The sequence below is a fragment of the Streptomyces sp. NPDC000134 genome, assembly GCF_042899225.1.
In the GTDB taxonomy this organism is placed as follows: Bacteria; Actinomycetota; Actinomycetes; order Streptomycetales; family Streptomycetaceae; genus Streptomyces.
Genome location: NZ_JBIAZN010000011.1, coordinates 286,742 through 293,955, shown reverse-complemented (window position 1 = coordinate 293,955; position 7,214 = coordinate 286,742). Strand labels below are relative to the sequence as shown.

9 protein-coding genes and 1 pseudogene are annotated in these 7,214 nt (G+C 73.7%); 2 read left to right on the top strand and 8 right to left on the bottom strand.

Annotated features, from left to right (window positions below; translation table 11 throughout):
• Positions 1-551: 551 nt before the first annotated feature.
• The 3 genes and pseudogenes from ACFY32_RS19075 to ACFY32_RS19065 form a co-directional block, all read right to left on the bottom strand.
• Positions 552-668: pseudogene (locus ACFY32_RS19075) on the bottom strand (helix-turn-helix domain-containing protein); the annotation flags it as partial.
• A 185-nt stretch (positions 669-853) separates the two neighbouring features.
• On the bottom strand, positions 854-1,087 hold the full coding sequence (locus tag ACFY32_RS19070) for a hypothetical protein (RefSeq protein WP_359201079.1): 234 nt from the start codon (positions 1,085-1,087) through the stop codon (positions 854-856).
• A gap of 53 nt (positions 1,088-1,140) precedes the next feature.
• On the bottom strand, positions 1,141-1,464 hold the full coding sequence (locus ACFY32_RS19065) for a hypothetical protein (protein ID WP_359201077.1): 324 nt from the start codon (positions 1,462-1,464) through the stop codon (positions 1,141-1,143).
• A 230-nt stretch (positions 1,465-1,694) separates the two neighbouring features.
• Between ACFY32_RS19065 and ACFY32_RS19060 the strand changes: the two genes are divergently transcribed.
• Both ACFY32_RS19060 and ACFY32_RS19055 read left to right on the top strand, forming a co-directional pair.
• Positions 1,695-2,501 carry an ABC transporter permease gene (locus ACFY32_RS19060; RefSeq protein WP_390674781.1) on the top strand — a complete coding sequence of 269 codons (807 nt, stop codon included), beginning with the start codon at positions 1,695-1,697 and terminating at the stop codon, positions 2,499-2,501.
• An 8-nt stretch (positions 2,502-2,509) separates the two neighbouring features.
• Positions 2,510-3,253, top strand: a complete 744-nt coding sequence (locus ACFY32_RS19055) for an ATP-binding cassette domain-containing protein (RefSeq protein ID WP_359201085.1) — start codon at positions 2,510-2,512, stop codon at positions 3,251-3,253.
• A 67-nt stretch (positions 3,254-3,320) separates the two neighbouring features.
• Here ACFY32_RS19055 and ACFY32_RS19050 read toward each other — a convergent pair whose 3' ends face one another.
• From ACFY32_RS19050 to ACFY32_RS19030, 5 genes are all read right to left on the bottom strand, one after another.
• Entirely contained in the window at positions 3,321-4,160 is an 840-nt protein-coding gene (locus ACFY32_RS19050) for a DNA-binding response regulator (protein WP_390674780.1), read from the bottom strand.
• Between the two features lie 159 nt (positions 4,161-4,319).
• Positions 4,320-4,832 carry a DUF2511 domain-containing protein gene (locus tag ACFY32_RS19045; protein WP_390674779.1) on the bottom strand — a complete coding sequence of 171 codons (513 nt, stop codon included), beginning with the start codon at positions 4,830-4,832 and terminating at the stop codon, positions 4,320-4,322.
• An 11-nt stretch (positions 4,833-4,843) separates the two neighbouring features.
• Entirely contained in the window at positions 4,844-5,737 is an 894-nt protein-coding gene (locus ACFY32_RS19040) for an ATP-binding cassette domain-containing protein (RefSeq protein WP_359201069.1), read from the bottom strand.
• Entirely contained in the window at positions 5,734-6,528 is a 795-nt protein-coding gene (locus ACFY32_RS19035) for a hypothetical protein (protein ID WP_390674778.1), read from the bottom strand. Before ACFY32_RS19035 ends, ACFY32_RS19040 begins: the two co-directional genes overlap by 4 nt.
• Complete coding sequence (locus ACFY32_RS19030) at positions 6,528-7,169, bottom strand: hypothetical protein (protein WP_390674777.1); 642 nt, start codon at positions 7,167-7,169, stop codon at positions 6,528-6,530. The genes ACFY32_RS19035 and ACFY32_RS19030 overlap by 1 nt, the downstream gene beginning before the upstream one ends.
• Positions 7,170-7,214: the final 45 nt, after the last annotated feature.

The window sequence follows — 7,214 nt, the reverse complement described above, 5'->3', positions numbered from 1 at the left end:
GGAGACGGATTTCTTGGTCGAAAACCCATCTACCAGGGGCTTCACCTGTCTGTCACCCCAACTGACCTGCCCCGCGACCAGGTTGGAAAGGGCTCACGGTCACCGCACATGCCTCCTGGCCGTGCCGACGCCGCGCCGGACGCAAGTTACCCACTGGACCCCAACTAACGCCGCGTGCCCAGCATGTTGGCCAGAACCACATGAATGAACCGCTGAATACTGTCGGTCCCGTCCTCGCCCGATGCGGCCTTCCCGGCGGACCTCGGACCTGCAGCGGACCTGGCGGACGATGCGCTCCTGGCTTCTTCGCCACCCACCCCTCGGGGAGATGATCAAGGAGATGGGGGCGGCCTTCCCCACGAAGGCGGGAACGCGGTTATTGATCACGCGGCGAGCGTGAGTTCAGCGGTGTGGCGATCGACAACTGGGTGCACCGCCGGATCGTCCTCCTTGGAGACGCCGCCCACCCCATGCTCCAGTACCTCGCCCAGGGCGCGTGCCAGGCGCTGGAGGACGCCGTGGCGCTCGGCGAGGCCCTCAGCCGGTACGCGGACCCGCGCGAGTCCTCCCGCCCACCGGGGGTCCAGGCATGCGAGCCCGATCTCGTGGAAGCGGTGGATCACCTCGCGGACGGTGTCCTCGTCCGCCCGGACCGACCGCACGGTCACCGGAACCGTGCTGCCGCCGGCCGAGGCCCCATCATCGCCCGCCGAAACCGGTTCTGGGTCGCGGCAGTGCCCGGCGCCCCTGGGCGCGGCCCCGCGCGGCGACCGGTGGTGACGGCACCTGCGGCGGCCGCCGACGCGGTCGGGCGGGCCGGTGGAACACCGGCCCGCCCGCGCTGCCGCTGACCCTACGGCTCCAGACGGCTCTCGATCCTCGCCTGCTCGACCAGTTCGCCGTAGGCGTCGGGATCGTCCATGTGGTCCTCACTCAGCAGCATCATCGACCAGGGCACCGGGCACGGCGGTGCGTGACCGGGGTCCGGGCACAGCAGCGCCGCGACGCGTTCCTTGATCTTCTCGGCTTCCTCCCGGCTCGCGTACAGGCCCAGCCGCAGCTCGTAAACGCCTCGCTCCTCGGACACGGGCCCTCCTCCGTACGACGTCCGTGGGACTTGTGTGTGCTCTCTTCTCCGTTCTACCAGACCCGCTTGGCGTCGCAGTGGCGCTTGTAGTGGCCCGGGGGGACGGGCACGTTGCTCTTGGCGTCCTTGATGGCCGCTTCCTTGGTGTTGCCGGTGCCGTCGGCCCTCTCGTAGCCGACGACGTTGTTGTCGCTGATGCGGACGATCTGGCACTGCACGGTGGCGTGCCAGGTCTTCAGGACGCCGGCCTCGGACGCGGGGGGCGCGGCCGAGGCGGTGCCGGCGGACGCGACGGGTGCGACGAGACCGCCCAGCGCGACGGTCATGGCGGCGACGGCGAGCGTACGGCGCAGCGTGCCCGGCTTCGTCTTCTTCATCGTGGCCCTCCTTGACAGCAGTGGAACCGGAACGTCCACGAGCCTCACATCCGGCCCGCGCCTCTGTCCCGGTCCACCGGTCCGATTGGCAGCCCGCTGACATCATTGGGCAGATGTCAGCCGACTGCCACCGCACCCGGCGGTGAACCGGCGCGCCCGCCGCCGCTACATACCCGTACGTACTCGTCGTCCATGGCGTCACCGACGGTGGCCAGGCAGGAGAACTCATCGTGCACGAGACGGCCGTCCAGCCCCTTCCCGCGCCGGGGAAGCGCGACACCCCCTCGCTGGTGACCGTGGTGGGCACCGAACTCGCCCGTAACAGGCGGGGTTTCCTGCCCTGGTACCACCTGCTCGCCCCGGTGATCATCACCGTGCCGCTCTTCCTGGGCTCCCTCGGCTCCTCCGAGGCGAAGGCCGGGCAGACCTTCGAGGTGTTCCGGAACGTGACGCTGGAGTTCTGGGGCGTGCTCGTCCCGATGACGGCGGGCCTGGCCGCCGCGCTGTCGGTCCGCGCCGACCAGGACGCCTGGCGGCTGCTGCTGTCCTACGGGGTCCCCCGGTGGCGGTATTTCGTCGGCAAGGTGGCCATGCTGGGAGTGCTGGGCCTGCTCTCCTCCACCGTGCTCCTGGTCATGCTCTCCCTGGGCGCGGCGATCAGCGGGACGTTCCCGGAGGCGATGGGCACCGTCGCCGCGGCGGTGTACCTGCCGTGGCTGGTGGGGCTCTCGATGACCGCGCTGGCCGTGTTGGTGGTCATGGTCTGGGGCATGGGGCCCGGCGTCGGCGTGGGCGTCGCGGGGCTGCTGTGCGGGGCGCTCGTCTCGGACAAGTCCTTCTGGTACGCGGTGCCGTTCTCCTGGCCGATGCGCGTGGTGCTGCCGCTGGCCGGGATCGGGCCCAACGGGGTGCCGCTGCCCGACGGCAGCCCGGTGACCGAGATGTCGGCCATCCCGCTCGCGGTGGCCCTCTCCGCCGTACTGACCGTGCTCCTGCTGGTCGCCGGGAGCCTGCACATGAGCCGCAAGGAGATCTGACCGTGAGCATGCCCGTCCCGCACCCCCACGGAGCCCCGGCAACGCCGGCCCTGGTCATCCGTCGGCTGCACAAGAACTACGGCACCCACCGCGCCCTGGACAGCGTGGACCTCACGGTCGGCGCCGGCGAGGTCTACGGTCTGCTGGGACCCAACGGCGCCGGGAAGACGACGCTGATGAAGGTGCTGCTGGGGTTGCAGCGGCCGACGTCGGGCACCATCGAGATCCTCGGACGGCCGGTCGGGCGGGAGTCGCTGTCCCAGGTCGGCGCGCTGATCGAGGTGCCCGGACTGTGGCCGACGCTCACCGGCGACGAGACGATGCGGGTGCACGCGAGGCTGCGCGGGGTGCCCGAGGAGTGGATCGAACCGGCGTTGCGGCTGGTGTCGATGACCGGGGCGCGGGCCCGCAGGGTCAGGGAGTACTCGCTGGGCATGCGCTGGCGGCTCGGCATCGCCGTGGCCCTGCTGGCCCGGCCCCGGCTGATCGTGCTGGACGAGCCCACCAACGGACTCGACCCGGTCGGCATCCGCGAGATGCGCGGCATCATCCGCTCGCTCGCCGCCGAGGGAGCGGCCGTGCTGATCTCCAGTCATCAGCTCGCCGAGGTCGCCCAGGTGTGCGACCGGGTACAGGTGCTGGTGGCCGGCCGCACCCGGTACGAGGGGCAGCTCTCGGGACTGGCCCTCGACGGGGACGTGGAGGCGGGGTTCTTCCGGCTGTTGGAGACCGCGGATGCCGGCGTCGGCTGACCCGTACGCCGTCGGCGGCCCGGACGCGAACCGGGCCGCCGACGGCCGTCGGGCGGGCGGCGCCCGCTCAGCCGGCGCGGTCGCGGCCGTGCCGCTGCCGCTGCCGCTGCAGGCCGAGCCGGGCGGCGGCCGACATCAGCTCGGCCCGGCTGCCGACGCCCAGCGCGTCGTACAGCTTGCGGATGCGGCGGTACATGGACCGCTCCGAGCAGTAGTGGTGCCGGGCGATCTCGGTCACGGTCATCGACGTACAGAGCAGCCGCACCAGCTCGGTGTCGTAATCGGGCGGTGGAGGCGCGGCGGGCACCGGCGAGCCGCGCAGGGTCGGCTCCGCATGCCGGTCGCCGTCGGCGGGTCCGCCGCCCTGGTAGAGGCCCCGGTCACGGCCGTCGTCGGCCGGGACCGCGCGGAGCCGGGTCAGGACGAGGCCGGCGGCCGGGCCGGAGCGGGCCGCCGCGATCATGCGGTGGGCCCGGATGTGCGCGCGCAGCAGGTCCGTCTGGGCATCGCCGAGGATCGCGAGGTTGAGGACGAAGTCGGCGCCGGCCCGGATGCCGTAGTAGGTGCGCAGTCCGGAGATGTCGTGGGTGACGGCGACGAGCAGGGACATCGGGTGCCGGGCCCGCACGGTGCGCAGCTTCTCGGCCTGGGGTTCGCTGGTAACCGGCACCAGCACGGCCAGGTCGAGCGGGCGGCCGGGTGCGGTGAGCTCCTCGTCGTCGACGAACTCCACGCGGCGCAGTCCGGAGCGCAGCCGGCCGAGCGGGGCCGACGGGGTGGCGAAGTAGTCGCCCAGCCCGGAGTGGACGAGGACGTCGGGGCCGGTGGAGTCCGCGGCATGGCGGCTGTGGACTATGGGACGGTTCTGTTGGTCAGGCTGATCGTGGTCGTGATCGTGCGGTTGCACAGCGGTTTCCCCCGTAGTGATCGTCCTTGGTGCCGTGTGGTGGCTTTCTGATTCCTGACTTCCCGGGTGTCGGCCGTATCGGTGTCGTCCGGCGCGCGGACGCGGACGGGCGCCGGAGCGTCATCGGTGGTCAGCCCGACGACGTACGGCGCTGTGGAGCTACCCCGCCACGCGGCAGAGACCCATCGTGCGGCTGAGCAGCGGGCCGAGGCTCACCTTGTCGCCCCCGTCCCCGGTGGCGCGCACCGGTCCGATGTCGCGGTAACCCGCCTCCTCGGCGCGGCCGTTGAGCGCGTAGGTGGTGCCGTCCGGCACGGTGAACACGGCCTGGTCGCCCTCGCGGCACTCGGCGGTGCCGTGGTCGACCGTCAACGGCCAGGTGTAGCCGAGGTTCTTCTCGCTCATCTTCTGCGCGGTGGCGGTCGGGCTGGGCAGCGGCACCGGGTCCGTGGTGTCGGGACCGGTCCGGCCACCGCCCCCGCAGGCGGTGAGCACGAGCAGGGACAGGCCGGCGAGGCCGGCCAGGACGCCGGGCGCGGTGCGCCGGTCGCCGGGCGCGGTGCGCCGGTGATGCGGGGCGGGCCGGCCGCCGGCCCGGCGGCGCGCGGTGGGCCGCCCGTCGGAGGCGTTCCGTTCGCCGTAAGGGGGGCGGCCGTGGACGGTGCTGATCATGTGTCGGTACCTCACTTTCCGGTGGTGCCCGCGCGGTGGCCCGCCCGGTGGGCGCCGAGCAGGGCGGCGTACCCGTCCTCCAGCGACGGCTCGACCGGGCGGGCACCGGCGGGCGGGGTGGTGGTGACGATGCGGTACTCGGGGCCGTCGGCGGTCGCCACCGCGCCGACCACCTCCGCGCCGGGCGGCGGCCCGTCGGCGGGCCCGTACACGTAGGTGCCGCCCGCGGCCTCGCTGACCAGGGCGGAGGTGGTGTCGTGGAAGACCAGGCGGCCGGCGGAGAGGACGGCCACCTCGGGGCAGGTCTGGGCGACGTCGTCGAGGATGTGGGTGGACAGCAGGACGGTGCGGCCCCGGCCGAGCCCGGCCAGCAGGGTGCGGAACCGCATCCGTTCGTGCGGGTCCAGGCCGGCGGTGGGCTCGTCGACGATCAGCAGCGAGGGGTCGCCCAGCAGGGCCTGGGCGATGCCGACCCGGCGCTTCATGCCGCCGGAGAAGCCGGCCAGCCGCTCCGCCGCCCGTTCCTCCAGGCCGACCTCGGCGATCCGCGCCTCGACCTGCCGGCGGCGGGCGCGCTTGTCGTGGATGCCCTTCAGCACGCCTATGTAGTCGAGGAACTCGCGCACCGTCAGGTCCGGGTAGAGGGACAGCTCCTGGGGCAGGTAGCCGAGACCGCGCTTGACGGCGTTGAGTCCGTCCGTGGTCGACAGGTCGTGCCCGCCGACGGTGATCCGGCCGGCGGTGGGGCGCAGTACTCCGGTGACGAGACGCAGCAGCGTCGTCTTGCCCGCCCCGTTGGCGCCGAGCAGTCCGACGGTGCCGCTCTCGATGTGCAGGTCGACGCAGTCCAGGGCCCGGCGGCCGCCGGGGTGGTCCTTGGTCAGTCGCTCCGTGGTGATGTTCATGAGGCTCCGTGTCGTCTGATCGTGCCGACGAGCCGGGCGAGCGCGTGGCAGAGCACGGCCGTCGTGAGGACGCAGGTCAGGTTGAGCAGCGCGGTGGCGTCGTCGGCGGCGGGGCGCAGGGCGCCGGTCCCCTCGCGGGCCGCCCACACCGGCGGGGCGTGCGCCCAGGCGACCAGCGGATAGCCGCCGAGGGGCGACAGCACGGTGCCGGTCGGGGTGGGCACGGGCGAGAACGCCGGCGCGAAGTGGCAGGCCCACAGCCACGCCACCACCAGGACCGCACGTGCGGCGGCCACCGGCAGCAGGGCGCCGAGCAGCCCGCCGAACGCCGTGACCAGCACCGTGGCGGGGACGATCACCGTCAGCAGGGCGGTCGCCGCCGTGCCCAGCGGGGCCGGGGACCCGCCGGTCACGGACACCAAGGCCGCGTGGAGCAGCAGCAGGGCGGCGACCGGGGTGAGCGCGGTCAGCAGCGGCCCGGCGAGCCCGCCGACGGCACGGGGCAGCGCGCCGGCCGGCGTGGCGGACAGCAACTCCGGCATGCCGTGCTCCTCGCGGGCGCGGCGCAGCCGGTCGGTGAGGGCGAGCCCGATGCCGAGGGTGCAGAAGGTGTTGACGAGGACCGCGGCGGCGCCGACCCGGGCCGCCGGGTCGCTGTGCCCGGTGACCACGGGCGAGGTCGCGGCGAGCAGCAGGCTCAGCAGGGCCAGCGGGAGCACCGTGCCCCAGACGACCTTGCGGCGGGACGCCATCAGCGCCTCGTACCGCACGGTCCACAGCAGCGCGGTCATCACGTCTCCCCCGTACCGGCGTACGCTCCGCCGTCCCGGCCGAGCCGGATGCCCGAGGTTCCGCCGGGGCGCAGGGCGCGCAGGCCGCTGACGGTCAGCCAGCCGCCGGCCAGCAGCGCGGGCACCGCCTGGCCGGCGGCCCCGGGGACGACCCGGTCGACGATCAGCAGTTTGCCCAGGACACCGGCGGCGACCAGTCCTGCGGCGGGCGCCGTCGCCCCGGACCGGACCGTCGCCCACACCGCGGCGCCGCCCAGCAGCACGCCGAGCCCGGCCAGCTCCAGCAGGGTGGGGCCGGGCTCCAGCGGCTCCCCGGTCGCCGTCAGCAGTGCCACCATCGCGAGGGCGGTGACCGCGGCGAGGGCGGCGACCCAGGCGAGCCGGCGGGCGACGGTGCGCGGGTACGGGGTGGGCATCGACAGGTGGAGTTCCGGCATCGGCTCGCGGGCCACCACCGCCGCGCAGACCAGAGCGGTGGCGGCGGGCAGCGCGCAGGTCAGCAGGGTGCGGCCGAGCAGGCCCCCGTCCTGGGAGCCGGCGGCCACCCCGGTGTACCCGAGGAGGGCGGCCAGGACCGGCAGGGTGACTGCCTGATGTCCGCAGCGGCGCACCTCGTACGCCCACCAAGCGGCGACCGTCATCCGTCCCGCTCCTCCCTCGCTCCCCCGTGTCCTGTCCCGCCCGGT

What these genes read in the sequence shown, in the direction of transcription:
- ACFY32_RS19040 (WP_359201069.1), bottom strand. Translation starts at nt 5,737, where the DNA reads ATGAACATCACCACGGAGCGACTGACCAAGGACCACCCCGGCGGCCGC.
- ACFY32_RS19065 (WP_359201077.1), bottom strand. Translation starts at nt 1,464, where the DNA reads ATGAAGAAGACGAAGCCGGGCACGCTGCGCCGTACGCTCGCCGTCGCC.
- ACFY32_RS19055 (WP_359201085.1), top strand. Translation starts at nt 2,510, where the DNA reads ATGCCCGTCCCGCACCCCCACGGAGCCCCGGCAACGCCGGCCCTGGTC.
- ACFY32_RS19030 (WP_390674777.1), bottom strand. Translation starts at nt 7,169, where the DNA reads ATGACGGTCGCCGCTTGGTGGGCGTACGAGGTGCGCCGCTGCGGACAT.
- ACFY32_RS19045 (WP_390674779.1), bottom strand. Translation starts at nt 4,832, where the DNA reads ATGATCAGCACCGTCCACGGCCGCCCCCCTTACGGCGAACGGAACGCC.
- ACFY32_RS19035 (WP_390674778.1), bottom strand. Translation starts at nt 6,528, where the DNA reads ATGACCGCGCTGCTGTGGACCGTGCGGTACGAGGCGCTGATGGCGTCC.